This is a genomic window from Actinacidiphila acididurans (genome assembly GCF_016918855.1).
GTDB classification, from domain to species: domain Bacteria; phylum Actinomycetota; class Actinomycetes; order Streptomycetales; family Streptomycetaceae; genus Actinacidiphila; species Actinacidiphila acididurans.
Window position 1 is genome coordinate 1 of the sequence record NZ_JADKYB010000014.1, and the last position, 25,925, is coordinate 25,925.

The 25,925-nt window shown below is 74.4% G+C and carries 17 protein-coding genes and 1 pseudogene; 6 read left to right on the forward strand and 12 right to left on the reverse strand.

Annotation, left to right across the window (positions count from 1 at the left end; translation table 11 throughout):
• Positions 1 to 675: TerD family protein (locus tag ITX44_RS24530; protein ID WP_205359533.1), on the reverse strand; the 675-nt coding region annotated here is incomplete at its 3' end.
• Positions 676 to 766: 91 nt separating this feature from the next.
• A complete protein-coding gene (locus ITX44_RS24535) occupies positions 767 to 1,441 on the reverse strand; it encodes a M48 metallopeptidase family protein (protein WP_372440982.1) in 675 nt (224 codons plus the stop codon).
• 302 nt (positions 1,442 to 1,743) lie between these two features.
• Between ITX44_RS24535 and ITX44_RS24540 the strand changes: the two genes are divergently transcribed.
• The gene (locus ITX44_RS24540; protein WP_443609512.1) at positions 1,744 to 3,060 is read left to right on the forward strand and encodes a TOMM precursor leader peptide-binding protein; all 1,317 of its coding nucleotides are present in this window, start codon (positions 1,744 to 1,746) and stop codon (positions 3,058 to 3,060) included.
• 21 nt (positions 3,061 to 3,081) lie between these two features.
• Complete coding sequence (locus ITX44_RS24545; RefSeq protein ID WP_205359535.1) at positions 3,082 to 4,431, forward strand: ABC1 kinase family protein; 1,350 nt, start codon at positions 3,082 to 3,084, stop codon at positions 4,429 to 4,431.
• Between the two features lie 72 nt (positions 4,432 to 4,503).
• On the opposite strand, the gene ITX44_RS24550 is transcribed toward ITX44_RS24545, so the two are convergent.
• The 5 genes from ITX44_RS24550 to ITX44_RS24570 form a co-directional block, all read right to left on the reverse strand.
• Positions 4,504 to 4,689 carry a hypothetical protein gene (locus ITX44_RS24550; protein WP_205359536.1) on the reverse strand — a complete coding sequence of 62 codons (186 nt, stop codon included), beginning with the start codon at positions 4,687 to 4,689 and terminating at the stop codon, positions 4,504 to 4,506.
• A gap of 132 nt (positions 4,690 to 4,821) precedes the next feature.
• Positions 4,822 to 5,142 (reverse strand): putative WhiB-interacting protein, encoded by a 321-nt coding sequence (locus tag ITX44_RS24555; RefSeq protein ID WP_205359537.1) that lies wholly within the window; start codon positions 5,140 to 5,142, stop codon positions 4,822 to 4,824.
• The gene (locus tag ITX44_RS24560) at positions 5,139 to 5,540 is read right to left on the reverse strand and encodes a WhiB family transcriptional regulator (protein ID WP_205359538.1); all 402 of its coding nucleotides are present in this window, start codon (positions 5,538 to 5,540) and stop codon (positions 5,139 to 5,141) included. Before ITX44_RS24560 ends, ITX44_RS24555 begins: the two co-directional genes overlap by 4 nt.
• Positions 5,541 to 5,676: 136 nt before the next feature.
• The gene (locus tag ITX44_RS24565) at positions 5,677 to 6,015 is read right to left on the reverse strand and encodes a hypothetical protein (RefSeq protein WP_205359539.1); all 339 of its coding nucleotides are present in this window, start codon (positions 6,013 to 6,015) and stop codon (positions 5,677 to 5,679) included.
• A 137-nt stretch (positions 6,016 to 6,152) separates the two neighbouring features.
• Positions 6,153 to 8,375, reverse strand: a complete 2,223-nt coding sequence (locus tag ITX44_RS24570; protein ID WP_205359540.1) for an ATP-dependent DNA helicase UvrD2 — start codon at positions 8,373 to 8,375, stop codon at positions 6,153 to 6,155.
• 197 nt (positions 8,376 to 8,572) lie between these two features.
• Between ITX44_RS24570 and ITX44_RS24575 the strand changes: the two genes are divergently transcribed.
• Positions 8,573 to 8,815 carry a mycoredoxin gene (locus ITX44_RS24575; RefSeq protein WP_205359541.1) on the forward strand — a complete coding sequence of 81 codons (243 nt, stop codon included), beginning with the start codon at positions 8,573 to 8,575 and terminating at the stop codon, positions 8,813 to 8,815.
• Positions 8,816 to 8,939: 124 nt separating this feature from the next.
• Here ITX44_RS24575 and nudC read toward each other — a convergent pair whose 3' ends face one another.
• Together nudC and ITX44_RS24585 are read right to left on the reverse strand one after the other, a co-directional pair.
• The gene (nudC, locus tag ITX44_RS24580) at positions 8,940 to 9,890 is read right to left on the reverse strand and encodes an NAD(+) diphosphatase (protein WP_205359542.1); all 951 of its coding nucleotides are present in this window, start codon (positions 9,888 to 9,890) and stop codon (positions 8,940 to 8,942) included.
• A gap of 148 nt (positions 9,891 to 10,038) precedes the next feature.
• Positions 10,039 to 11,460: a M20/M25/M40 family metallo-hydrolase gene (locus ITX44_RS24585; protein ID WP_205359543.1), complete on the reverse strand. Its 1,422-nt coding sequence runs from the start codon at positions 11,458 to 11,460 to the stop codon at positions 10,039 to 10,041.
• A 155-nt stretch (positions 11,461 to 11,615) separates the two neighbouring features.
• Between ITX44_RS24585 and ITX44_RS24590 the strand changes: the two genes are divergently transcribed.
• On the forward strand, positions 11,616 to 12,170 hold the full coding sequence (locus ITX44_RS24590) for a hypothetical protein (RefSeq protein WP_205359544.1): 555 nt from the start codon (positions 11,616 to 11,618) through the stop codon (positions 12,168 to 12,170).
• 21 nt (positions 12,171 to 12,191) lie between these two features.
• On the opposite strand, the gene ITX44_RS24595 is transcribed toward ITX44_RS24590, so the two are convergent.
• The 3 genes and pseudogenes from ITX44_RS24595 to ITX44_RS42740 all read right to left on the reverse strand — a co-directional run.
• Complete coding sequence (locus ITX44_RS24595; RefSeq protein ID WP_205359545.1) at positions 12,192 to 15,578, reverse strand: ATP-dependent helicase; 3,387 nt, start codon at positions 15,576 to 15,578, stop codon at positions 12,192 to 12,194.
• 385 nt (positions 15,579 to 15,963) lie between these two features.
• Positions 15,964 to 19,293 carry an ATP-dependent helicase gene (locus ITX44_RS24600; RefSeq protein ID WP_372440983.1) on the reverse strand — a complete coding sequence of 1,110 codons (3,330 nt, stop codon included), beginning with the start codon at positions 19,291 to 19,293 and terminating at the stop codon, positions 15,964 to 15,966.
• 304 nt (positions 19,294 to 19,597) lie between these two features.
• Positions 19,598 to 19,951: pseudogene (locus ITX44_RS42740) on the reverse strand (MGMT family protein); the annotation flags it as partial.
• Positions 19,952 to 20,262: 311 nt separating this feature from the next.
• Between ITX44_RS42740 and ITX44_RS24610 the strand changes: the two are divergent.
• Both ITX44_RS24610 and ITX44_RS24615 read left to right on the forward strand, forming a co-directional pair.
• The gene (locus ITX44_RS24610; RefSeq protein WP_205359747.1) at positions 20,263 to 23,133 is read left to right on the forward strand and encodes a flippase-like domain-containing protein; all 2,871 of its coding nucleotides are present in this window, start codon (positions 20,263 to 20,265) and stop codon (positions 23,131 to 23,133) included.
• 191 nt (positions 23,134 to 23,324) lie between these two features.
• Complete coding sequence (locus ITX44_RS24615) at positions 23,325 to 25,916, forward strand: beta propeller repeat protein (RefSeq protein WP_205359547.1); 2,592 nt, start codon at positions 23,325 to 23,327, stop codon at positions 25,914 to 25,916.
• The last annotated feature ends 9 nt before the right edge of the window (positions 25,917 to 25,925 follow it).

A 25,925-nucleotide genomic window follows, 5' to 3' on the forward strand; every position in this document is an offset into this window, starting at 1 on the left:
GGCGGGTGCCGGGGGCGGTGCACCGAAGGAAGGGGCGGGAGCCGGCGGCGGGGCGAAAGAGGGGGCCGGGGCGGGGGGCTGCGGCGCGGCGGGCGGGGGCGCGAAGCCGGGGGCGGCCTGCTGCGGCGGGGCGGCGGCCGGCTCGTCCTCGGCGACCTCGCCGCCGAAGTTCCGCAGCAGCGCGGCCAGTCCGCCGTCGAAGCCCTGCCCGACCGCGGCGAACCGCCATACGTCCTTGCGGTAGATGTCGGCGAGCATCACCGCCCGCTCGGTGCTGAATTCCGCACCGCTGAACGCGTACCGCGCCACTTCCTCGCCGCCGGCGACCAGCCGGATCCAGCCGGGGCCGATCCGGGACATCTGCCCGTCGCCGTCGATCGTGGCGGTGAACGTCAACTTGTGGACGGACGCGGGAATGGCGTCGAGGGTGACGCGGAAGGACTCGGTGTCGCCGGCCTGGGAGCCCAGGAGCTGGATCGACTCCTCGGGGGACTTCGGCTGGTTGAAGAAGATGAAGTAGCGGTCGTCGGAGAGCTGTTCACCGGCGTCCAGGCCGAAGCAACTGATGTCGAACGTCAGGCCGGGAGCCGCGATCTGCACGCCGACGTACAGATCCGTCCCGGCCGTCAGATCGCTGATTCTGGCCTTGTGGCCACGCTGGAATTCCCTGGCCATGGTGCGACCGTTCCCCCATCCGCTGTGTGCTGCTGGTGCGTTGCGTCAGGCTAACCGGTCACGCTTGCAGCGGCCATTGTTGTGGGCGCCCCTACGCGTCGCGGGTCGGCTCGGCAGGCGCGGGCTCCCCTTGTTCCTCACGGGTCCCGTGGCCCGCGTGGTTCCCGTCGCCGAGGTGCCCGCTGTCGCCGTTGTTGTGGGGCAGCCGTTCGGCGGCGACGACTCCTTCGAGGAAGCCGCGGGCCCGCTCGGTGCGCGGGTAGCCCTCCAGCAGTTTCCAGAAGCTGGGGCCGTGGCCGGGCACGAGCAGGTGGGCGAGTTCGTGCAGCAGCACGTAGTCGATGACGTACTCGGGCATGCCCTGGAGGCGGTGCGAGAGGCGGATGCTGCCCTCGGCGGGGGTGCACGAGCCCCAGCGGGAGTTCTGGTTGGTGACCCAGCGCACGGTGTCCGGAACGGCGCGGCCGTGCAGATACTGCTCGGACAGCCGCTCGGCGCGCGCGGCCAGCTCCGCGTCGCCGGGCATCCGACGGCTCTCCTGCGCGGCGAGCTTGTCGAGCATCACCGCCACCCAGCGCTGCTCCTCCGCGGCGGACATCCGCGCCGGGATCAGGACGACGGTGCGGTCGCCCTCGCGGTACGCGGAGACCGTACGGCGCCGGCGGGCGCTGCGTCGGACCTCCACCCGGTGCGAGCCGGCCGTCCCGCTCACCGTGCGCTCACGATCGGGGCGGCCGGCCGGATGATGCGCAGGATCGGCGGACACGGCCATGACGTTACCCGCTGTCCCCGCGGGAAGTCCCGCCCCCGGGCCGCTTGCCACGGGAATCACCTCGCTTCTTACGCATATTGAACGACTATTCCCCACAGCCTGTGGATAACTCGCCGGGCCGGGGCCCGTTTGCTGGCAATCTGCAAGGGCCGGTCACGGACAGTGAGCAGCGCGGCGGGGGCGTCGCGCGGATTCGTACGAGATGCGTACGGGATCGGTGGTGACGGGCCGTGTCGGGCGGCCCGGCGGGCGAGGCGCGTGCGATGGGCGGGCGCGGAGACAGGGAGGTGGGTGCGGTGCGGCCGATGCTGAAGAGCGCGCTGCGGCGGAGCTGGCGGGGACGGGAGAGCGTGCAGTTCGGGGTGGATCCGCGGCGGGCGGTGGTGCTGGAGCCGGTGGACGGGGCGACGGCCGGTTTCCTGGACCTGCTGGACGGCACCAGGGACGGGCCGGCCCTGGTGCGAGAGGCGGCGGGGCTGGGCCTGGGTCCGGACCGGGTGCGGCGGCTGCTCGGCCTGCTCGCCGACGGCGGGGTGCTGGAGGACGCGGCGGCGCACGGCTCGCTGTCGGCGGCGGTCGGGCACCGCACGGCGGCTCTGGATCGGCTGCGGCCCGACCTGGCCGCGCTGTCGGTGCTGCACCCGGCGCCGGGCGCGGCCGCGGCGCGGATACGGCACCGGCGCGCGGCCCGGGTGCGGGTGCACGGCGCGGGGCGGGTGGGGGCGCAGCTCGCCGCGGTGCTGTCCGGGGCCGGGGTGGGCGCGGTCGATCTGGTGGACGGCGGCCGGGTGGAGCCGTGGGACACCGCGCCGGGCGGCATCCCGGCCGAGCACGTCGGGGACCGGCGGGACGCGGCCGGGCGGGGTGCGGTGCGCCGGGCGGCCCCCGACCCGCGGCGGCCCGCCGCTCCCCCGGGCGGCGCGCCGGCCGGGGCGGTGGTCACCGTGCTGGCGCCCCGGGACGGCCTGGCCGCGTACGCGCCGGACCCGGCGGAGGCGCGCCAGCTGGTGGCGGCGGGCGTTCCTCACCTCTATACGGGAGTGCTGGAGGGCCTGGGCGTGGTGGGGCCGCTGGTGCTGCCGGGCCGCACCGCCTGCGGGGAGTGCCTGTCGCTGCGACTCGCCGACGACGATCCGGCCTGGCCCCGGATGCTGGCCCAGCTCAGGTCCGGGCGCCAGCCCGCGGTCCCGGCCTGCGACCTCGCCCTTGCCACCGCCCTGGCCGGACTGGCCGCCGCCCAGGTGCTGGCCTTCCTGGACGGGCGCCCGGCCCCCGGCCCGGGCAGCCGCACCGAGCTGCCACTGGCCGGCCTGGCCCCGCGGGTCCGGGCCCTGGCCCCGCACCCGGACTGCGGCTGCGGGGCCAGGTCGGGCGGAGCAGGGGGCGTGGCCGGGGAGCATTCCGGGCAGCTCCCTGGGCAGCATTCCCGGGAGCGTGCCGGGCGGCCGGCAGTGGCGCGCGGGGCGCCGGTGCCGCCGGGGGCATGGGCGGCGTGGGAGCCGGTGGAGGCGGAAACCGCTGCTCGCGCGGACGGGGAGAAAGGTGATCCGCCGCCCGCATGTGGCCCGCACTTCGCCGGGACGTCAGTGGGGAGGGGCACAATGGCCATGTGACCGAGGGGAAATGAGGGGCGCATGTCTGATCTTCCGCGCAAGGCTGTGACCCGCACCGCGAAACTGGCGGCGCTTCCACTGGGATTCGCCGGGCGGGCCACGGTGGGGCTCGGCAAGCGCCTGGGCGGCAGGCCGGCCGACGAGGTCGCCGTGGAGTTGCAGGAGCGTACCGCCCAGCAGCTCTTCCGCGTCCTGGGCGAGCTCAAGGGCGGCGCCATGAAGTTCGGGCAGGCCCTGTCGGTCTTCGAGTCCGCCCTCCCCGAGGACGTCGCCAGTCCCTACCGGGCCGCGCTCACCAAGCTCCAGGAGGCGGCCCCGCCGATGCCGGCCCGCTCGGTGCACCGGGTGCTGGCCGAGCGGCTGGGCAAGGACTGGCGCTCGCTGTTCACCAGCTTCGAGGACACCCCGGCCGCGGCGGCGTCCATCGGGCAGGTGCACCGCGCGGTGTGGCACGACGGGCGGCAGGTCGCGGTGAAGGTGCAGTACCCGGGAGCGGGCGACGCGCTGCTGTCCGACCTGAGCCAACTGGGCCGAGTAGCACGGCTGTTCGGCCCGCTGGTGCCGGGGATGGACGTCAAGCCGCTGCTGGCCGAGCTGCGCGCGCGGGTGGCGGAGGAGCTGGACTACGCGCTGGAGGCCGAGGCGCAGCACGCGCACGCGCGGGAGTTCGCCGGGGACCCGGACGTGGTGGTGCCCGATGTGGTGCACCAGGCCGACCAGGTGCTGGTCACCGAGTGGCTGGACGGGGTGCCGCTGTCGGAGGTGATCTCCGGGGGCGACCAGCGGATGCGGGACCGGGCCGGGCAGTTGCTGTCCCATTTCCTGTTCGCCGGCCCGGCTCGCACCGGGCTGCTGCACGCCGACCCGCACCCGGGGAACTTCCGGCTGCTGGTGGACGACGGCCCGGCGGAGGGCTGGCGGCTGGGCGTGCTGGACTTCGGCACCGTGGACCGGCTGCCGGAGGGCCTGCCGCTGCCGATCGGCACGGCGCTGCGGCTGGCCCTGGACGGCGAGGCGGAGCAGGTCTACGCGATGCTGCGCGAGGAGGGGTTCGTCAAGCCGTCGATCCAGCTCGACGCGGACGCCGTGCTGGACTACCTGCAGCCGATCATCGAGCCGGCCGCGCGGGAGGAGTTCCCCTTCGACCGGGCGTGGATGCGGGCGCAGGCGGCCCGGATCGCCGACCCGCGCTCGCCCGCGCACCAGTTGGGCCGGCAGTTGAACCTGCCGCCGGCCTATCTGCTGATCCACCGGGTCACGCTGAGCACCTTCGGGGTGCTGTGCCAGCTCGGCGCCACCGTGCGGCTGCGCGACGAGCTGCTGGAGTGGCTGCCCGGGTTCGACGCGGAGGGCACCGAGCGCTCCGCCTGACCGCGGGCCGGCGCCCGCGGCAACCCCGCAGGCAGGGCCCCCGGTTCCGGTGCGTCGGTGCGGCCGGCGGCGCTACCACCAGGCGGAGTCCAGCCGGCCCTCGATGCTGCGCAGGTGCTCGCGGGCGCAATGGTCGCAGAAGTAGACGCGGCGGCCGTTCTCCACGGAGCAGGTCCACGTCAGCGGCAGGTCCTGGCGTGTGGTCCCGCACCGTTCGCAGGTGGTCGCTGCGGCGGTCTGAGGGTGCTTCTGATCCACTGGGCGACGATACCTCCGCTTTCGCGAGGTTCCCGCCGGGACGCACCGCGGGACCGGTCCGCGTGGACCGGTCCCGGGGGATCGTCGCTGGTCACCGCTGTCGCGGCGGTGGTTGGCCGGGCCTGGCCGCGATTACTGCATCACGGCCATGGCCAGCGCGCGGCGGGCCCGCATCGAGGCCCGTTCGGCCCGCCGCTGGAGCCGGCGGGCGGTCAGCAGGCGGATCGACCTGCGTTCCTGTTCCGCTTCGGCCAGGCGCTGTTGCATTTGGGCACGTGCCAGGGCTTCTGGCATGAGTTGCATTTCCAGGTTCCTGTTCTGGTGCGACGCCGGGGCGTCGGAAGTACGGGCGATGAGGTCGGCGAGGGAGGGGGTCATCGGGGCCTGATTCTTGGGATCGTGCGTCAGCGGGCGGTCGATGGTGCCGGGGGCCGTGGTCCTTCGGGCGTTCATGCCACGACAGCGTTCTTGCGCGGGCGACCACGCGGCCGCTTGCGGGGCACCACGACGCCCTGGATGAACAGCTCGCCGCCCCAGACACCCCAGGGCTCACGGCGGTCCTTGGCGCCGGCCAGGCAGGCCTCGCGGACCGGGCAGGTCTGGCAGAGCGACTTGGCGTACTCCACGTCCGCCGGGGACTCCGCGAAGAAGACCTCGGGGTCGTAGGTGCGGCAGGGTACGGCCACGCCGAGTCGCTCGATCTCGTCGTCGAGCTCGGTGAGGGGCAGCAAGGTGGTCTCCGGAAGGCAGTGGTCCCGGGCGGCGCCGAGAGGGGGCTTGTCGTCGGTGGGTGCGGGCGGGCGGGTCAGGTCGGGCGTGGGTCCGGACGTTGCGTGCTGGGCGATGGGCACGGTTGGTTCGTTCCTCTGTGTGTGGTCCGGCCGGGGTGGGCCGGGCGGTTTTCGGTTGTCTCGACGGGGAGAAACAGAAGGGCCGCGGATCCCGGTCTGGGATTCCGCGGCCCTGAGGCGCCGACCTGATTCGGTGTCAGGCTGGATCACTCCAGGGTTCGAGCCCGCGGAAGGCCCACTTGCCGTGCTGCGTCGTCTTCTGCTGTCCATTGGCAAGTCCGCTGCCAGGGGCGGCGCCGGTCAGGGCGAATTCGGCGGCTCCGGCGCCGTTGGCCGCCGCCGCGAAGCCATAGGCGGGAATCGCCTTGGCCGCAGCCGCTACCGCGGGCGCCTGGGTCGGTCGGATGCTGCGCTCCCGGCTCGGCATGACCAGCAGGGAGGCAGCGGACAGACCGGTGCCACGCAGAGACATGCCGAGCGGCGAGGCGGCGATCACCGAACGATCGGACATTTTGACGGTCGTCAGGCTGATCATTGGGCTCGCCTCCTCTCGGCGTCTCGTAAGGGCGTTGGACCGGACTTGCCTAGTACATCACGTGCGGGTGGGGCTTTGGAAGAGCCGTCCCCGTCCGTGCTCAGGAAGGCTATGGGGACTTCGACGGGCGGCGCAAACTATTTTTCGGGTTCTTCTGCAGAAGATTCTTCGAGCAGGTCACCGGCCTGTTCCGGGACGAAATCCGGAGCATTCGGTTCCGCCCCGGAGACCAGGGCGAGCACGTCCGCGCCGAACTTGTCGAGCTTGCGCGCGCCGACCCCGGGAATGCCCGCCAGCTCCCGCTCGCCGGACGGCCGTACCTCGGCGATCGCGAGCAGTGTCTTGTCGGTGAACACGCAGTAGGCGGGCTGGCCCAGCGCCCGTGCCTGGTCGGTGCGCCAGGCGCGCAGCCGCTCGTACAGGCCCTCGTCCAGGTCGGAGGGGCAGTCCTCGCACCGCATCAGCTTGATCTCGCCCGGGTCGGACAGGGTCCGCCCGCACACCCGGCACAGCACCGGCCCGCGCCGCCGGCGCCCGGACCCCGCGCCCCGCTCGGCCCCCGCGCCGGCCTCCCCGGTCCGCCGCGCCCCGCGGGCCGCCGACCCCGGCCGCAGCCCGTCCAGGAACCTCGAGGGCCGCCGACCGCCGCGCCCACCCGGGGAACGGGACAGCGCCCAGGACAGCCCGAGGTGGAACCGGGCCCGGGTCACCCCCACGTACAGCAGCCGGCGCTCCTCCTCGACCTGCTCGTCGGTGCGGGCGTAGGTGATCGGCAGGGTGCCCTCGGTCAGGCCCACCAGGAACACCGCGTCCCACTCCAGGCCCTTGGCCGCGTGCAGCGACGCCAGGGTGACGCCCTCCACGGTCGGGGCGTGCTGGGCGTTGGCCCGCTCGTCCAGCTCGGCCACGAAATCGCCGAGGTCCGCCTGCGGCCGGGCCGCCGCGAAGTCCTCCGACAGCCGCACCAGCGCCGCCAGCGACTCCCAGCGGTCGCGCACCGCGCCCGACCCGGCCGGCGGCTCGGAGGCCCAGCCGCGCGAGCTGAGCACCTGCCGGACCTGCTCGGGGATCGGCAGCGGCTCCTCGTCCGGCGCGGCGCCGGCCCGGGCCGCGCCGCGCAGCAGCAGCCCCGCCTCACGCACCTCGGGCCGCTCGAAGAACCGCTCGGCGCCGCGCAGCTGGTACGGCACCCCGGCGTCGGCGAGCGCCTGCTCGTACACCTCCGACTGGGCGTTGATGCGGTAGAGGACCGCGATCTCGCTGGGCCGCACCCCGGAGGCGATCAGTTCCTTGATCCGGCGGGCGGCGCCCTCGGCCTCGGCGGGCTCGTCGGAGTACTCGGTGAACACCGGGTCGGGGCCCTGGTCGCGCTGCGAGACCAGCTCCAGCCGGTGCGCGGCGGCCTGGCCGCGGGCCTGCCCGAGCAGCCCGTTGGCCAGCGCGACCACCTGCGGGCTGGACCGGTAGTCGCGGATCAGCTTGACCACGGTGGCGTCCGGGTGCCGCAGCCGGAAGCCGAGCAGGAAGTCGGGGGTGGCCCCGGTGAAGGAGTAGATGGTCTGCGAGGCGTCGCCGACCACGCACAGGGTGTCCCGCCCGCCGAGCCACAGGTCGAGCAGCCGCTGCTGGAGCGGGCTGACGTCCTGGTACTCGTCCACCACGAAGTGCTGGTACTGGGAGCGCACGGTCTCGGCCACCTCCGGCCGCTCCTCCAGCACGCCCACCGTGAGCAGCAGCACGTCCTCGAAGTCGATCACCCCGCGGTCCTGCTTGAGCTGTTCGTACGTGGTGTAGATGCGGGTCACCTCGGCCGGGTCGCGGGGGGTCTCGCGGCCGGTCTTGGCGGCGGCCACCGCGTAGTCCTCCGGGGCGGTCTGGGTGACCTTGCACCACTCGATCTCGCCGGTGACGTCCCGCAACTCGCTGCGGTCCAGCCGGATCCGGCTGCGCGCGCCGGCCTCCGCGACCAGCTGCACCTTGCGCTCCAGCAGCCGCGGCATCGCGCCGCCGACCGCCCGCGGCCAGAAGTACTGGAGCTGGCGCAGCGCCGCCGAGTGGAAGGTGCGGGCCTGCACCCCGTCCGCGCCGAGCTGCCGCAGCCGGCCGCGCATCTCGCCGGCCGCCCGCGCGGTGAAGGTCACCGCGAGCACACTGCGGGGCTGCAGGACGCCCGCGCGCACCCCGTAGGCGATCCGGTGGGTGATCGCCCGGGTCTTGCCGGTGCCCGCGCCGGCCAGCACGCACACCGGGCCGGCCAGGGCGGTGGCGACGGCACGCTGCTCCGGGTCGAGGCCGTCGAGCACCGCGTCCGCGGAGTCGGGGACCGCGGGGAAGAGGGAGTCAGAGGTTGTCGCTGTCACCCGGCCCACTCTGCCAGGTCCGCCCGCCCCGCCGACGGGGTTGTCCACAGGACGGGGTCGAGGACGAGGTCGAGGACGAGGTTGTCCACAGGCCGATGCGCAAGCCCCAGGAATGCCCGACCCGGGCCAGGTGTTCTCTTGGCGGCATTTCCCCCCGTACGGTCGGCGGGGACCACGAGCCACGAGGAGTGACACCGATGTCGGGCACCTTGACGATGTACAGCACGAGCTGGTGCGGCTACTGCCGCCGCCTGAAGGCGCAGCTCGACCGGGAGGGCATCGCCTACGACGAGGTCAACATCGAGGAGGACGAGACCTCCGCGCTGTTCGTCGAGAAGGCCAACGAGGGCAACCGCACCGTGCCCACCGTCCTCTTCGCCGACGGCAGCACGCTGACCAACCCCTCGGTGGCCCAGGTCAAGCAGAAGCTCGCCGCCTGACATCGCTCAGCGCCATCGCTCAGCACCTGCCGACACCGCCCCGGACTCGCCCGACGCGGCCGCCCGGCCGGTGCCGCACCCCGCCCGGCGCCCTCGGCCGCGCAGCGACACAGCTCGCAGCGGCTCAGGCCGCCGGCCGCGGGGTGCCGCCCTGCCGGGGCAGCGGCTCGCCGAACCACATCTCGATCAGCCGGGCCGCGATGGAGATGCCGAAGGGCGGCAGCACCTCGCCGGAGGCGAAGGCCGCCCGCAGCTCGTCCCGGGAGAACCAGCGGGCCTCGTGGATCTCCTCGCCGTCCACCACGATGTCCGAGGAGACCGCCTGGGCGTTGAAGCCCAGCATCAGGCTGGACGGGAACGGCCACGGCTGGCTGGCCACGTACTGCACGTCGCCGACCGTGACGCCGACCTCCTCCTGGACCTCGCGGCGCACCGCGTGCTCCAGTGACTCGCCCGGCTCGACGAAGCCGGCCAGGGTGGAGAAGCGCCCCTCCGGCCAGTGCACCTGGCGGCCCAGCAGCGCCCGGTCCTTCTCGTCGGTGACCAGCATGATCACCGCGGGGTCGGTGCGCGGGTAGTGCTCGGCGCCGCACGCCGGGCAGCGGCGGATGTGGCCCGCGGCAGCGATGACGGTGCGCTCGCCGCAGCGGGAGCAGAAGCGGTGCATGCGCTGCCAGTTCTCCAGCGCCACCGCGTGCACCATGAGCCCGGCCTGGAGCGGCGAGAGCAGCCCGCCGACCTCCCGCAGCCCGGCCGGCCGGGCGATGTCGTCCATCCGCCCGGGCAGCGTGTCCTTCTGGAGCGCGAAGTAGCGCACCCCCTCCGGGTCGATGCCCAGGAAGTACCGGTGCTGCTCGGTCTCGGGCGCCTCGAAGGCCGGGGTCATCACCAGTTCGGTGCCGCCGTCGGGGGTGTCCTCGACCAGCACCTGGCCGCCGGATACGACGAAGACCCGGGTGGTCGGGTGGCTCCAGGCCGCCGCCAGCCATGCCTCGTCCTGCCGGTGGTGCGCGGCCCTGTCCACGCCTTCGCAGGTCAGGGCCAGCGGCTTGGATGTGGTGTCGAGTCCGGTCAAGGTGCTCCTGCTCCCCGTCGTCGTACGTCGTTCGTGCGGGCGGTCGGGTGCCGGTCGCCGGCCCGCCGGGTTCTCCCGGCCCGCCCGGTTCGGTCGGACCGCTGGGTCCGGTCGGTCGCCCCGGCGGCAGCCGGCCCCGCGCTCGAGGTCACCGGCCCGCCGGCCACGGCTGCGCCCGCCAGTCCTCGGCGAGCTCGCCCCACAGGAAAGCGGCGGTCGCCACACCCTTGAGGAGCAGACCCAGCTCCACCTTCTCGTCCACCGAATGCCAACCGTCGGACGGCACGGAAATTCCCAGGAAAAGAACGGGAACACCGAGGACGTCCTGCAGGTCGGCCGCCGGTCCGGAGCCGCCCTCCCTGGTGTACCTGATCTCCTGGCCGAACGCGCGGCCCATCGCCCGGACCAGGGACCGCAGCGCCGGGTGGTCCAGCGGAGTCAGGCACGGCCGGGTGCCGGCGCCGAAGAAGCGGATCTCGTGCCGGATCCCGGCCGGCAGCCGGCCCGCCGTCCAGTCGGTGACCAATTGCCGTATTCGCGCCGGGTCCTGGCCCGCCACCAGCCGGAAGGAGAACTTGATCACGGCGGAGGCGGGCACGATGGTCTTGCCGCCGGGGCCGCCGTAGCCGCTGTGGATGCCGTTGATCTCGGCGGTGGGCCGGGCCCAGATCCGCTCCAGCGTGGTGTGGCCGCGCTCGCCCAGGGTGGCCGCGGACTTGGCGGTGCCCAGCCAGGCGGCCTCGTCGAAGGGCAGCTCGGCGAACAGGGCGCGCTCGCGCGGCGTGAGTTCCACCACACCGTCGTAGAAACCGGGGATCGTCACCCGGCGGTCCTCGTCGTGCAGGGCGGCGGCCAGCCGGGCCGCCTCGGTCGCGGGGTTGGGCACCGCGCCGCCGAAGGAGCCGGAGTGAATGTCCTGGGCCGGCCCGTACAGGTCGATCTGGCCGTCCAGCAGGCCGCGCATGCCGGTGCACACGGTCGGCGTGTCCTGCGCCCACATCCCGGTGTCGGAGACGATCACGGTGTCGCAGGCCAGGCGGTCGGCATGGGCCCGGATCAGCTCGCCGAAGTGCGGCGACCCGGACTCCTCCTCGCCCTCGACCAGCAGTTTCACGTTCACCGCGGGCGCCGTGCGGCCGGTCGCCGCCAAGTGCGCGCGCAGGCCCAGGGTGTGCAGGAAGACCTGGCCCTTGTCGTCGGCGGCGCCCCGCCCGTACAGCCGGCCGTCTTGCTCCACCGGCTCGAACGGCTCGGTGGACCAGCCGTCCGCTTTCGCCGCGGGCTGCACGTCGTGGTGCCCGTAGACCAGCACGGTCGGCGCGTCCGGCTCCCCGCTCGGCCATTCCGCGAACACCGCGGGCCCGCCGGCCGTGGGCCAGATCTCGGCCACCGGGAAGCCGGTGTCCTTCAGCGCCGCCACCAGCCATTCCGCGCTGCGCCGCACGTCGGGCGCGCGGTCGGGGTCGGCGGACACCGACGGGATCCGCAGCCACTCGCCGAGCCGGGCCAGGAAGGCGTCGCGGTGCTCGGCGACGTGGGACAGGACGACGTCGTCCGGGGTGGTGCGCATGGCGATCAGCCTAGTACCGCCTGGCGGCGGCCACTGTGCCGTACCGGTACCCGCCCGCGGCGGTTTCGGTGCAGTCTGTGCGACAGCTTGGCGGCGCGGACCGCCAGGTGTCGCACGGAGGCGGGCCGGGTCCGGCCCGGGCACTGGGAGCCGAGATGTTCCGGATCGTCCACAGACGCCGCGAGGAGCGGCTGTTCGCACCGCTGCTGCCGCTGGTCGAGGGGCACACAGTGGCGGACGGCCCCGGGCGGCGCGCCGTCGAGGGCAGCCACCGGGGCCGGCCGCTGCGGGCGGCGTACGTCCGCGGCGACGCGCTGTTCGGCTCCGGCTCACCGGAGTCCGCCGCGCTGGAGACGCACATGTTCGACCTGATCGCGTCCGCGGTGCCCGGCGCCGCGGACTGGGGCGTCAGCTACGGGCGCGACGGCTCCGGCCTCGGCGCCCGCCACTGGCGCACAGTGGTGTCGGATCCGGAGCTGGAGGCGCGGCTGCTGGGCGCGGGCGTGATGGAGCTGCTGGACGCCGCCGGCGCCTTCCCGCAGGTCCGGTACGAGGCCGGGCTCGCCCGGCTCACCCTGCGCAAGGAGATCGCGCCGCGCCGGGTGCCCACGGCGGAGGGCTTCGCCGCGCAGCTCGCCCTGCTCGACCAGGTGGTCGCGCTGAACTTCGCCGTCAACCCGCCGCCGGGCCTGGCGCTCGGCCCGCCCTGAGCACGCTCCCCGGCTCCGACCTCACTCTCCGCCCAGCAGCCGCTCCAGCGCGGCCCGGTCCCACAGTCCCTGCGGCCGTACGACCGTGCCGGTGCGCACGTGCAGGAAGGCCGCGGTCACCCGGTCCAGCGGCACCCCCTCCTGCTCGGCCCAGGCCAGCCGGTAGACCGCGAGCTGGAGCGGGTCGGCGTCGGCGGGGTCGTGCCCGGTCTTCCAGTCGACGATCTCGTACGTGTCGCCGTCCCGGTACACCGCGTCGATCCGCCCGCGCACGATCCGCCCGGCCAGCGCGAGCTGCACCGGCGCCTCGACCCGGTACGGGGTCCGCTCGGCGTACGGGCCGCGCAGGAAGGCGTCCTTGAGGGCAGTCAGGTCGGCCTCGTCGGCGATCGTGTCGTCCGGCTCGATGCCGGGCAGCTCCTCGGGGGCGAACAGCGGGCGGGCGTCGAGCCGGGACTCCACCCAGGCGTGGAACCGGGTGCCACGGCGCGCCGCCCGCGCGGGGGGCCCGGGCAGCGGCCGCGCCAGTTCCCGGGCCAGCCCGTCCGGGTCCGCGGCCAGCCGCACCACCTGGCCCACGGTCAGCGTCATCGGCAGCGGCACCTCGCGCACCCCGGCCCGCCCGCGCCGCAGCTCCCCCGCCAGCGCCTCCAGGTCCCGGTCCCAGGACGCGACGAGCCGCGCCTCCTCGGGCTCCAGCCCGTCCGGGTCGGGGCCGCCGGCGTCGGGGTCGTCATCGGGGTACGGGGCTTCGTCGTACGGGTCCCCCTCGTACGGCTCGTACGGCGCCTCGTCCCAGGGTTCCGGAGGTACGTCCTCGGCGGGCGGCCCGTCGTCCGGTCGTACGCCCGCGGCGCCCGGCGCCTGCCGCGGACCCGGCACCGTACGCCCGCTCTCGCCCAGGTAGGCGAGCACCGTGCGGGCCGCCGCGCGGCGGCGTTCCAGGGCCTCGGGGTCCAGGGGCAGCGGCCAGGGCTGCTCGACGGTGTTCGCCAGGCCGGGGTTGACCGCGTCCTCGGCCGGTTCCTCCGCCCAGATCTCGATCTCGCCGTCGCCGGCCTCGCAATGGGCGCGCAGTGCGTCGAGGAACGCGGAGGGGCCGTACGGGGTCTTCTGGGTGGGGCCCCACCAGTAGCCGGAGCCGAGCAGCAAAGAGCGCGGCCGGGTGAAGGTGACGTATCCCAGGCGCAGTTCCTCGACACGCTGGTGCTCCTTCATCGCCTCGCGGAAGCCCTCCAGGCCGGCCCGGGTCCATTCCGGCACGTCGGGCAGGGTGCCGGAGTCGCCGCGCATGCCGTGCGGCAGCACCTTGGCGTTGAGCGGCCACAGCTCGCGCCCCCTGGTGCTCGGGAAGCCCTTGTCGACCAGGCCGGGCACCACCACCACGTCCCACTCCAGGCCCTTGGACTTGTGGGCGGTGAGCACCTTGACGGTGTTCTCGCCGCCGGGCAGCGAGCTGTCGAGCCCTTTCTCGTACTGCGCCGCGGTGCGCAGGAAGCCGAGGAAGGCCAGCAGCGTGGCCTCGCCGTCCAGGGCGGCGAAGCCGGCCGCGGTGTCCAGGAAGGAGCGCAGCGTCTCCCGGCGGCGGGCGGCCAGCGCCTGCGGGGAGGCGGACAGTTCCACGTCCAGGCCGGTGACGGCCAGCACCCGGTGCAGGACGTCCATCAGCGGGTCGGCCAGGGAGCGGCGCAGATCGCGCAGTTCGGCGGCGAAGCGGGCGAAACGGACCCGGGCCTCGGGTGAGAAGGGCAGGGTGTCGACCGGCTCGGCGTCCAGAAACGTCTCCATGGCGTCGGCCAGCGAGATCGCCTCGGCCGGGTCGGTGCCCTCCACCGCGGCGGCCAGCGGGTCCGCGGTCTCCCCGGTACGGATCCGGACCAGGGCGCGGGCGCGACGGCCGAGCAGCGCCAGGTCGCGCGGGCCGATCCGCCAGCGAGGGCCGGTGAGCAGCCGCACCAGGGCCGCGTTGGCGGTCGGGTCGTGCAGCACCTCGCAGGTGGCGACCAGGTCGGCGACCTCGGGCAGGTGCAGCAGTCCGGACAGCCCCACCACCTCCACCGGCACCTCGCGCGCCACCAGGGCGGCGTGAATGCCGGCGAACCGGCTGGCCGTACGGCACAGGACGGCGATCCCGCCCGGCTGGGTGCCGGTGCGCACCAGGTGCGCGATGGAGTCGGCGAGCCACGCCGTCTCCGCGTCCTGGGTGGGCAGCAGGGCGCAGCGGACCAGGCCGTCGCGCTCGGCGCCGGGGGCCGGGCGCAGCGCCTCGACGCCCTCGTGACGGGCCCGCAGTTCGGCGGCGAGCGTGTTGGCCAACTCCAGCAGCCGGCCGCCGGAGCGGCGGTTCTCGCTGAGCGCGTAACGGTCGGCGGGCCGGCCGTCGGCGTGCGCGAAGTGCCGCGGGAAGTCGTCCAGGTTGGCCACCGACGCGCCGCGCCAGCCGTAGATGGCCTGGCAGGGGTCGCCGACCGCGGTCACCGGGTGGCCGGTGCCGCCGCCGAACAGCCCGGCCAGCAGCAGCCGCTGGGCCACCGAGGTGTCCTGGTACTCGTCCAGCAGCACCACCCGGTACTGGTCGCGCAGGATCTCCCCGACCTCGGGCCGGCGCTGGGCGAGCGCGGCCGACAGCGCGATCTGGTCGCCGAAGTCCAGCAGGTCCCGGCGACGCTTCTCGTCGCGGTAACGCCCGGCGAGGTCGGCCAGTTCGCGGCGGGCCGCGACCGCCTGGTGGACGTCCCGGACCCAGGCGTTGCCGCGCCGGGCCGGGTCGATCGACGCCAGGTCGGCGGCGAGCCTGGTGTCGTACGCGCTCAGCCGCTCGGCCGTCACCAGGTGCTCGTCGAGTTCACCGGCCAGCGCCAGCAGGTCGCCGACCAGGGTGGGCAGGCCGCGGGTCAGCGACGGGTACGGGCCGGGCGCGCCGCGCAGCACCGCGGCGGCGAGCTGGTAACGGGTGGCGTCGGCGAGCAGCCGAGCGGTGGGCTCCAGGCCGATCCGCATCCCGTGGTCGGTGAGCAACTGCCCGGCGAAGGCGTGGTACGTGGCGATCTGCGGGTCGCCGGGCGGCTGATCGCCCTCCGGGCCCGTGCCCATGCCTGTGCCCGTGCCCGTGCCCGGGTCGGTGCGGTCGGCGATCCCGGCCTTGGCGAGCGCGGCCCGCACCCGCTCGGACAGTTCCCCGGCCGCCTTGTTGGTGAAGGTCAGGCCGAGCACCTGGTGCGATTCGACTTGTCCGGTGCCGACGAGCCACACCACTCGCGCGGCCATCACCGTGGTCTTGCCCGATCCCGCGCCCGCCACGATCACGCCCGGCGCGAGCGGCGCGGTGATGCACGCGAGCTGCTCGGGGGTGAAGGGGATGCCCAGCAGCTCTTTGAGTTGCTCGGGCCGGGTGATGCGGGATTCCACCTAGGGAGGCTATCCGGCGGCGCTGACAGGTCTTGCCGATGGGAGGGGGTTGGGGAGGGTTGGGCTTGGGGGGGTTGGGGTTGGGCGCGACCGGGCCGGATTCCGGGTGCGGGTCGTTAGCGGCCCGGAGGGGTGGTTGCTGACGTCTCCGGATCACCTGTCGGTGGTGGGTTGCTCGCGCAGTTCCCCGCGCCCCTTGGGCGCCCGGGGGGACCCGCACCGGCCCAAAGGGGCACTTACTGTCGTCTCCGGACCACCTGTCGTCGGTGGTTGCGCGCGCTCGCGCGGCGCCAGCCGCATATCAACTACAGCCCCGCGCCCCTTGGGTGCCCGGGGGGACCCGCACGCCTTTGGACCCGCGCCCCTGCGGGGCGCTCAGCTCCCGCTATTCCACTACCTGGCGGCCCTCTGCGTGGCCCGTGCAGGAGGAGCGGAAGGCGCAGTGGGCGCAGTGTTGGCCGGAGTGGGGGGTGAAGCGTTCGTCGAGGACGCGGCCGGCGGCTTGGGCGAGGAGGTCGCCGGCCCATTCGCCGGTGAGGGGGGGTTGGTGCTGGGTGGCGGGGAGGGTGTCGCCGCCGTCGCGGGTGGGGGCGCCGAGGCGGAGGTGGACGAGTTCGGCGCCGCCGGTGGGGGGGCGTTCGCCGCCGAAGAGGGGGTCGACGGCGCCTTCGCGGACGGCGAGCTGGTAGACGGCGAGCTGGGGGTGGTGGGCGACCTCGGCGCCGGTGGGTTTGGCGCGGCCGGTCTTGAAGTCGACCACGTAGGCCTGGCCGGAGGCGTCGGTCTCGACGCGGTCCATGGTGCCGCGAATGCGTACCTGGGCGTCGCCGACGCTGAGGGTGACGTCGAATTCGTGCTCGGTGCCGACGGGTTGGCGGCCGCGTTCCATGACGTGCCAGCGCAGGAAGCGGTCCAGGGCCGCGCGGGCGCCGTCCTTCTCCTGGCGGGACTTCCAGGGGGCGTCGTGGGCCAGGGAGTCCCACACCTTGTCCAGCCGGGACATCAGGACGTCCAGGTCGGCGGGGGCACGGCCGGAGCCGACCTCGTCGGCCAGGACGTGCACGACGTTGCCGAAGCCCTGGGCGGCGGTGGCCGGCGGCTCGGCCTTCACCTCGCGGCCGAGGAACCACTGGAGGGAGCAGGTGTTGACGAGCTGGTCCAGGGCGCTGCCGGACAGCACGACGGGCTCCTCGCGGTCGCGCAGCGGCGTCCCGGAGCGGGTCGGCTCGTACAGGCCCCACCAGCGGTCCGGGTGGGCGGCCGGGACCAGCGCGTGGCCGTCGTCGTTGAGGGCGGCGAGCGTGGCCAGCCGCCGGGCGGCCGCTTCGCGCAGCGCGGGTGAGGCGTTCGGGTCCACGGTGGTCGCCCGCAGTTCGGCCACCAGCGCGGAGACCGCGAGCGGGCGGCGCGGGCGTTGCAGCACGTCGACCGGTTTGACGCCGAGTTCGGCCAGGAAGCGGGAGGGCTGGTCGCCGTCCTCGGCGGCCTGCCGTACGGCGGTGACCAGGAGGCGTTCGCTCGCCCGGGTGACGGCCACGTAGAACAGCCGGCGTTCCTCGGCGAGGAGGGCGCCCGCGGTGAGCGGCGGGGCCAGGCCGTCCCGGCCGATCCGGTCCGCCTCCAGCAGGGTGCCGCGGCGGCGCAGGTCGGGCCACACGCCCTCCTGGACGCCCGCCACCACGACCAGCCGCCATTCCCGGCCCTTGGCCCGGTGCGCGGTGGTCAGGCGTACGGCGTCGGGGCGTACGGCCGGCCGGCCGCTCGTCGTGTCGGCGGCGATGTCGAAGCCGGACAGCTCCTCGATGAGGTTGAGGGCGCCGCGCCCGCCGCTGCGTTCCTCGGCGCGGGCCGCGGTCTCGAACAGCGCGCACACCGCGTCCAGGTCCCGGTCGGCGGCCCGCCCGGCCGCTCCGCCGCGGGCCGCGGCCCGCTCCAGCCGCGCCGACCAGGGCGAGCCGGTCCACAGCAGCCACAGCGCGTCCTCGGCGGTGCCGCCCGATGCCAGCACCCGCCGGGCGCCCCGCAGCAGCCGCCCCAGCCGCTGCGCGCCGCGCGCGTACGACGGGTCGTGCGCCACCAGCCGCTCGGGCTGCCCCAGCGCCTCCGCGATCAGTACGTCGGAGCTGCGCGGCATCCCCTCCCCCGCGGCCCGTTCCTCCTCCCGCAGCGCCCGCCCCAGCCGCCGCAGGTCCGAGGCGTCCATTCCGCCCAGCGGCGACCCGAGCAGCGCGATGGCTTCCTCGACCCCGACCCGCGGCGGCCCGTCGCCGGCGGTCCGCGGGGTCTGCCCCGCCTCGTCCGCAGCCGGCTCGCCGTCCGGCGCCGGGTCCTCGTGCGGCAGCAGCGACTCCGCGGCCAGGCGAAGGGCGAGCAGCAGGGGGGTCACGGCGGGTTCGGCGTGCAGGGGGATGTCGCCCGGGGGGAGGTCGACGGGGACGCCGGCGGCGGTGAGGGCGCGGCGCAGTGGGGCCAGGGCGGAGTTCGCGCGGACCACGACCGCCATGTCGGACCAGGCGAAGCCGTCCTCCAGGTGGGCGCGGCGCAGCACGTCGGCGATGGAGTCGACCTCGGCGCCGGGGGTGGGGTAGGTGCGCACCGCGAGGGTGCCGCCGTCGCGGTGGGCGACCGGGCCGCGGTGCGCGCGGGCAGCGGCGGCGGGCAGCCGGGGCAGCGGCATGCGGTCGGTGAGCCGGCGGGACGCGGCCAGCAGTCCGGCGCCGGCCCGGCGGGCGCCGGGGAGCACCACGACGGGCGCGGGGGCGCCGTCGCGGCGGGGGAAGCTCTCGGGGAAGTCGAGGATGCCGTTCACGTCAGCGCCGCGGAAGGTGTAGATCGCCTGGTCGGGGTCGCCGAAGACGGTCAGCGTGCGGCCCTGGCCGGCGAGCGCCCGCAGCAGGCGGACCTGGCCGGGGTCGGTGTCCTGGTACTCGTCGACGAACACCGCGTCGTAGCGGTCGGCCGCCTCCTGCGCCGGGCGCGCGGCCCGCTGGATCAGCTCGGCGTAGTCGATGACCCCGTGCAGGTCGGAGACGTCGAGGTATTCGGCGAGGAAGGCCGCGGCGGCCCGCCAGTCGGGCCGGCCGGCGCGGGCGGCGAAGTCGCGCAGCGCGACCGGCCCGAGGCCCAGCTCCCGGGTGCGGGCGAGCACCGCGCGGACCTCGTCCGCGAAGCCGCGGGTGGTCAGCGCCGCCCGCAGGTCGTCGGGCCAGCGGATGTGCGCCCGCCCGGCGTCGGCGAGGGTCCGCTGCCCGGCCAGCAGCTCGCGTACCACCAGGTCCTGCTCGGGTCCGGACAGCAGCCGTACCGGCTCGGCGTAGCGCTCGGCCGGCTGCCCGGCGCGCAGCAGCCCGTAGGCGAGGGAGTGGAAGGTGGTGGCGTACGGCACCCGGTACGCGCCCGCGGCCCGCTCGGTCAGCCGGTCGCGCAGGGTGAGCGCGGCGCGCCGGCCGTAGCTGAGCACCAGGATCCGGTCGGCCGGGGTGCCTGCCGCGAGCCGGGCCAGCACCGCCTCGACGAGTGTGGTGGTCTTCCCCGTGCCCGGCCCGGCGAGCACCAGCAGTGGTCCTTCCCCGTGCTCAACCACCGCGCGCTGTGCCGCGTCCAGCACAGGAAGGGCCGCGGGCCGGACCGGGGTGCGCACCAGCCGGTATCCGCCGACCGCGCCGGTTCCGGCGGCCGTGGCCGGGAATGCCGAAGGGGTGGGGGAAGGATTCACGTGGTCAGCCGGTTTCGTGAGGTTCGTGGGATGTACTGCTCCGAACGGGCTGCCGGTGCTCTGGCCGGCCCGCGTATGGCGGAAGCTGGATGACATGGGACACCGGCGGTCACCCGGCGCCGTAGCCGTCACCTCCGCGGGCGCTGCCCGCGCCCTTGGCGTGCGCGTTTCGGCCGGACGTGGTTTTGCGTGCCGACGCGGCGGCACGGCCGGAGGCGGCCTTACGGGCGCCTTGTGCGCGGGAATCCCGCGGGCCGTCCTCGGCGTCCGGCGGCTCGGGCGGGTCCGGGTCCTGCGGGGCGTCCCGGGTGCGGCCGTCCCAGCGGGCGCGGCGCATGTCGAGGCGCGGCAGGTGGCCCTCGGCGGCGGGGCCGGTCTGCCGCAGCGGGGTGCCCTCGGCGCGGTACTCGTCCAGGGCGCGCAACTCGTGGCCGGGCAGCAGCACTCCGTCGGCGCGCACGACGCGCCACCACGGGACGCCGCCGCCGTACAGGGACAGCACGCGCCCGACCTGGCGCGGGCCGCCCTCGCCCACCCATTCGGCGACGTCGCCGTACGTCATGACCCGTCCGGGTGGGATGAGGTCCACCGCGTCCAGCACCCGTTCGGCGTACTCGGGGGGCGCGTCGGTGCCGTACTCCTCGTTCACCCGGCCAATCCTGCCCCACGCCACCGACAACGGGGGGTTACGGTCCCATCCGCACACCGCTCATGCCACCATCGTCCGGGCGGTGACTGGTGATACGCGATCAAGAAGAGACGGCAGGCGACCACACGGGCGCGCAGGAGGCCAACGAGGCCACCGGCGCTCTCGGCGGGCTGCCCGGAAACCCGGACCCCGAACGCCGGAACGGTCACCGTGAGGACGCCCCGTCCGACCCCGGCCGGCCGGACCGGACCGACCGGCCGGACGGCAGCGACCGCGCCGACCACGGCCCCCACCAGCACCCCGCCCCGGAGCGCCCGGGCATGAACCACCGCGACCCCGACGATCCGGACGGCCCCGGCCCGCAGGGCGACGGCCGGCGGGGAGGAGGCGCCGGGCGCCATGAACCCGCCGCCAAAGAGACGGGCAGGGCCCCGGACGAAGCCGCCGCAAAGGACGCGGAAAACGCCGCGGACCGGGAGGACACCGGGAAAGCCGCCGCCAAGGACGCCGGAGATTCCGGCGGCTCCGGCACGCCCAACGCAGCACCCGGGGGCGGGGGCCGCGGCCCCGGCCGCGACGCCGTCTTCGTGGACGAGCCGATCCTCGCCGCCCGGGTGCACCGGCCCGCCGACCTGGTCCGTTTCCTGCTCGGCCTGCTCGGCATCGGCGTGGTGCTGGCCGTGGCGGGAGTGGCGCACGCGACCACCACCGGCCTGGAGACGGACATCGCCAAGGGCGCGAACCACGCGCCCAACGCGCTGGCGTCCTTCGCCGGGCTGGCCGCGAGCATCGGCGTGCTGATCGTGCCGGTCGCCTTCGCGGTGGAGCGGCTCGCCAAGCGGGACGGCCTGCGCGTCGCCGACGGCGTGCTGGCCGCCGTCCTGGCGCACGGCACCGCCCTGGCCACCGACTTGTGGGTGACGAATTCCGCGCCCGGCCCGATCCGGGACGCGCTCACCCAGAACGCGCCCTCCGGCCACGGCATCACCGACCCCGTGCACGGCTATCTGGCGCCCGTGATCGCGTACGTGACCGCGGTCGGCATGGCCAGCAGACCGCGCTGGCGGGTCGCGCTGTGGTTCGTGCTGCTGCTGGACGCCTTCGCGGTGCTGGTCGGCGGCTACACCACCCCCTTCTCGATCGCGCTGACCGTGCTCATCGGCTGGACGGTCGCCTACGGCACGGTGTACGCGGTCGGCTCGCCGAACGTCCGGCCGACCGGCCGCCAGCTCCTGGCCGGGCTGCGCCGGGTGGGCTTCGCGCCGATGAGCGCGCGCCGGGTGGAGGAGGAGTCGTCGGCCGGCGCGGACGCGGACCGGGGCCGGGCGTATCTGGTGACGCTGGAGGACGGTCCGCCGCTCGACGTGACCGTGGTGGACCGCGAGCAGCAGGCGCAGGGCTTCTTCTACCGCGCCTGGCGCCGGCTGGCACTGGTCGGCGGGATCACCCAGCGGCGCAGCCTGGTCTCGCTGCGCCAGGCGCTGGAGCAGGAGGCACTGCTCGCGTACGCGGCCATCGCCGCCGGTGCCAACGCGCCCAAGCTGATCGCCACCTCCGAGCTGGGCCCGGACGCGGTGATGCTGGTCTACGAGCACATCGGCGGGCGCCGGCTGGACGCGCTGGCGGACGAGGAGATCAGCGACGAGCTGATGCGCCAGGCGTGGACGCAGGTGCGCGCGCTGCAGTCGCGGCGGATCGCGCACCGGCGGCTGGTCGGCGAGTCGCTGCTGGTGGACCGGTCCGGCCGGGTCTTCCTGACCGACCTGCGCGGCGGTGAGATCGCGGCCGGCGACATCCTGCTGCGGATGGACGTGGCGCAGTTGCTGACCACGCTGTCGCTGCGGGTGGGCCCGGAGCGGTCGGTGGCCGCGGCGGTCGCCGTCCTCGGCCCCGACGCGGTCGCCGCCTCGCTGCCGCTGCTCCAGCCGATCGCGCTGAGCCGGGACACCCGCGGGCAGCTCAAGCAGCTCGCCCGGGAGCGCGCGCAGCGCGAGCGGGAGGCGGTGCTGGCCGCGTCCGAGGCGGAGAAGGAGGCCCGGGAGCGCAAGCGGGCCGAGGACGCCCGGCACGCGGCACGCGGCCCGGCCGTCACGGTGCCGGCGCCGGCCGGACCGGTGTCGAAGGCCGAGCGCAAGGCCGAGGACAAGGCGGAGAAGCGCGCGATAGACGACGCGCTGGAGGAGGCGCGCGAGGACGACCTGCTCTCCCGGATCCGGCAGGAGGTGCTGCGGGTTCGCCCTCAGGCGCCGGTGGAACCGGTGCGCCTCGAGCGGATCCGGATGCGCACCCTGGTCACGGTGATCGCCGGCGCCTTTGCCGCGTATTTCCTGTTGTCCCAGCTCAGCTCGGTGCCGATCGGCAGCGCCATCGCCAACGCCGACTGGCGCTGGGCGGTGATCGCGGTGCTCGGCTCGGCGGCCAGTTATGTGGCGGCGGCCTTCGCGCTGTCCGGTTTCGTGCCGGAGAAGCTGTCGCTGCCGCGCACGGTGCTGGCGCAGCTCGCCGGTTCGTTCGTGAAGCTGGTGGCGCCGGCCGCGGTCGGCGGTGTGGCGCTGAACACCCGCTACCTGCAGAAGGCGGGGGTGCGGCCGGGGCTGGCGGTGGCCAGTGTGGGCGCCTCGCAGCTCGTGGGCCTGGGCGCGCACGTGATGCTGCTGATGACGTTCGGCTACATCACCGGCACCGAGAAGACGCCGTCACTGTCTCCGTCCCGTACCGTCATGGCCGGACTGCTGACCGTGGGCGTGCTGGTGCTGGTGGTCACCGCGGTGCCGGCGCTGCGCAAGTTCGTCTCGACCCGGGTACGGGCGCTGTTCGCGGGCGTGGTGCCGCGGATGCTGGACGTGCTCCAGCGGCCGGTGAAGCTGATCAGCGGCATCGGCGGCACGCTGATGCTGACCGTGACCTTCGTGATCTGCCTGGACGGCTGCGTGCGGGCGTTCGGCGGCAACCTGAGCTACGCGGCCGTCGCCGTCGTCTTCCTCGCGGGCAACGCGCTGGGGTCGGCGGCGCCCACCCCGGGCGGGGTCGGCGCGGTGGAGCTGGCGCTGACCGGTGGCCTGATCGCGGCCGGGCTGCCCAAGGAGGTGGCGACCCCGGCGGTGCTGTTCTTCCGGCTGCTGACCTTCTGGCTCCCGGTGCTGCCCGGCTGGCTGTCCTTCACCCACCTGACCAGGAAGGGCGAGCTGTAAGCGGAACCCGGCCCGCCGGTTCCCGGCCGGCCACCGCCCGGATGCGCACGCTTTGCCGTATCTTGAACCGGTCTGTGGCAGGTACTTGCCAAAATTTCAACCAAATCTGTGATCGGCCGCGCCTCTTGATCCTTCGTTCGTGATCGGGTTCGCTCTGAACGGCTCAATTCCAGCTCGTTCAGGGAGAATCCGTGAACGCAACAACCCGTAAAAGACGTTGGCTGACGATCTCGGCCATCACTGCGCTGTCCGCGCTGTTCGCCATCCCGGCGGGGGCCGCGCCCGGACACCCCGCGGCCCACCCCCGCGCCGTCTCCGCCATGGCCACCGCGGCGGACGGCGGTGGTGACGGTGGTGACGGCGCCGAGGAGGCGGACGAGATCGCCGAGGGAGCGGACCAGTTCGCCGAGGCCCGCACCTCCCCCGGCACCATCGCCCCCGGCGCCTTCGCGGCCGCCTGGGACCAGCTCAACGCCCTTCCCGGCACCGGCGGCCAGTGGAACCACGTGACCGGCCTGCCGTACAACTCCGACGACCCGCGGTACCGCGACTACAGCTCGAACTCCTCCGGCGGCGCCGGCCTGGTCACCGGGCGCACCTCGGCGCTCGCCGCCGACGACGACGGCTACGTGTACGAGGGCAGCGCGGGCGGCGGCGTGTGGCGCTCGGCCACCGGCGGCGGCCACTGGCAGCCCATCAGCGACCAGCTCCCGACGCAGGCCACCGGCGCCCTCGCGCTGGACGGCCGCGGCCGGCTGTGGCTGGGCACCGGCGAGGCCACCACGAACGCGGACGCGTACCTCGGCAGCGGCGTCTACGTGCTGACGAACCCGCACACCGGGACATTCAGCAAGTACAGCCGGGTCGGCGGCAGCGAGCTGGACTCGACGTCGATCCACACCCTGCGCTTCGGCGGCAACAAGGTCTGGGCGTCCACCACGCACGGCGTGTGGAGCCACTCCACCACCGACCTGAGCGGGCCGTGGAAGCTGGAGTTCGCGCCGAACCCGGACTACCTGCCGGGCGGCCCGCTGGCGAACGACCCGAACGCGCCGTACAAGAACATCGCCAACGACGTGGCGATCGACCCGAAGAACCCGTCGAACGTCATGCTGGCCATCGGCTGGCGCAGTGGTGACGACTACAACGGCTTCTACCACAAGGTCAACGGCACCTGGACCAAGGTCACCTCGCTCGGCGCGATGCCCACCGACGCCGGCACGGTCGGCAACGTGACCTTCGCCGCGGCCAAGGACGGCTCGCGCTACTACGCCATCGTCCAGTCGCCGAACGCGCTCAACACCAACCCGGACAGCAACCTGGACGGCATCTACGTCTCGCGCAACGGTGACCCGTTCGGCGCGTGGAACAAGATCGCCGACGTGAACACGCTGGTCAAGTCCGGCTCGGCGCTCACCGACCCGGGCTACATGCCGGGCGTGCAGGCCTGGTACAACGAGTTCCTCCAGGTGGACCCGACGAACGCGAACCACGTCTACGCGGGCCTGGAAGAGGTCTTCGAGACCAAGGACGCGGGCGCCAAGTGGTCGGCCGTGGGCCCGTACTGGAACTTCAACTTCCCCTGCTGGAGCATCGACCCGAGCAAGCAGACGGGTGACTGCAACCAGACCACGCACGCCGACCAGCACGCGGCGGCGATCGGCACCTTCCACGGCAAGCCGTACGTGTACGTCGGCGACGACGGCGGCGTCTACAAGCGCCCGGTCAACGGCACGCAGGACGCGTCCGGCCACGCCACCGACTGGGCGTCGACCAACGACGGCACCATCGACACCCTGCAGTACTACTCGGTCGGCATCGGCAAGGACCCGGCCGGCCGCGGGGTCGCGGTCAACGGCGGTCTGCAGGACAACGGCCAGTCCATCCTGCGCGCCGGCGACACCGTGATGGGCTCGAACTTCGGCGGCGACGGCGGCGACACCCTCACCGACCCGGCCAACGGCTGCAACATCGCCCAGGAGTACGTGTACCTGGCGGTGAACGTCACCCAGAACTGCGCGGTCAACGACGGCTCCTGGGTGACCGACCCGTCCAAGATCACCTCCTACGACGTGGCGCCCCCGGACAACGCGACCAGCGAGGCCCGGTTCACCGCGCCGCTGACCGTCGACACCCAGGACGGCAACACCTGGATCGCGGGCGGCCGGCACGTGTGGGTGCAGACCCACGGCTACGCCATCCGCAGCTCCGACGAGTGGACCAACGCCTTCGACCTGGGCGCGGGGCACACCGCCACCGCGGTCGCCGCGCAGGGCGGCAAGGTCTACGCGGCCTGGTGCGGCCCGTGCAACAACCAGGGCTTCACCCGCGGCATCGCGGTCGGCAACGCCGACGGCACCGGCTGGCACCAGCTCGACCTGCCGGTCGACGGCACCGTGCCCAACCGGTACCTGTCCGGCCTCGCCATCGACCCGGCGAACTCCGCGCACGTCTACCTGGCCGTGAACGGCTTCTCCCGGCACTGGACCGAGGGCCCGGGCGCGGGCATCGGCCACGTCTTCGAGTCCACCGACTCCGGCGCGACCTGGAAGGACATCTCGGCGAACCTGCCCGACGTCCCGACCGACGCGCTGCTGGCCCTGCCCGGCGGCGGCCTGGCCCTGGCCACCGACCTCGGCGTGGTCTACCGCGCCCCGCACCACACCGGCTGGGAGCGGGTCGGCAACCTCCCGGCGGTCGCCGTCCTCCAGCTCAAGTCCGGCCCCGACGGCAAGGTGTACGCCGCCACCCACGGCCGCGGCATCTGGTCGATCCGCCTGTAGCGGCAGTCA

Excerpts from the sequence above, each read along its gene's own strand:
- ITX44_RS24545 (WP_205359535.1), top strand. The coding sequence starts at position 3,082 with ATGTCTGATCTTCCGCGCAAGGCTGTGACCCGCACCGCGAAACTGGCG.
- ITX44_RS24555 (WP_205359537.1), bottom strand. The coding sequence starts at position 5,142 with ATGAACGCCCGAAGGACCACGGCCCCCGGCACCATCGACCGCCCGCTG.
- ITX44_RS24565 (WP_205359539.1), bottom strand. The coding sequence starts at position 6,015 with ATGATCAGCCTGACGACCGTCAAAATGTCCGATCGTTCGGTGATCGCC.
- ITX44_RS24575 (WP_205359541.1), top strand. The coding sequence starts at position 8,573 with ATGTCGGGCACCTTGACGATGTACAGCACGAGCTGGTGCGGCTACTGC.
- ITX44_RS24585 (WP_205359543.1), bottom strand. The coding sequence starts at position 11,460 with ATGCGCACCACCCCGGACGACGTCGTCCTGTCCCACGTCGCCGAGCAC.
- ITX44_RS24590 (WP_205359544.1), top strand. The coding sequence starts at position 11,616 with ATGTTCCGGATCGTCCACAGACGCCGCGAGGAGCGGCTGTTCGCACCG.
- ITX44_RS24610 (WP_205359747.1), top strand. The coding sequence starts at position 20,263 with ATGAACCACCGCGACCCCGACGATCCGGACGGCCCCGGCCCGCAGGGC.